The sequence below is a fragment of the Undibacterium sp. RuRC25W genome, assembly GCF_049339825.1.
Taxonomy (GTDB): domain Bacteria; phylum Pseudomonadota; class Gammaproteobacteria; order Burkholderiales; family Burkholderiaceae_D; genus Undibacterium.
Map to the genome: position 1 here is coordinate 1 of NZ_JBMPPD010000099.1, position 231 is coordinate 231.

The window sequence follows — 231 nt, forward strand, 5'->3', positions numbered from 1 at the left end:
GTCGGGTTAAGAAGCGGCCTTGCTCGTCGGTTTTGTTGGCCTGCGGATTCGATCCTGCATTCGGTTGGCTATACCGATTACCGCTCTGGGCATCATGCCAGCTGTAGAGTTCTTGGTTGTTTTGTCCGGTTTTGCGAGGGTCACTACTGTTAGCTTCGAGGCTTGAGCGGCATCGGGTGTAGTCATAGTCACGGCTGGCAACACTGCCCGAGGTGAGGCTGTTCTCTGGGC

The 231-nt window shown here is 55.8% G+C and carries 1 protein-coding gene; it reads right to left on the minus strand.

Translation table 11 applies throughout. The features are described 5' to 3' along the window. Positions 1 to 231: hypothetical protein (locus ACO0KV_RS18465; RefSeq protein ID WP_423044621.1), on the minus strand; the 231-nt coding region annotated here is incomplete at both ends.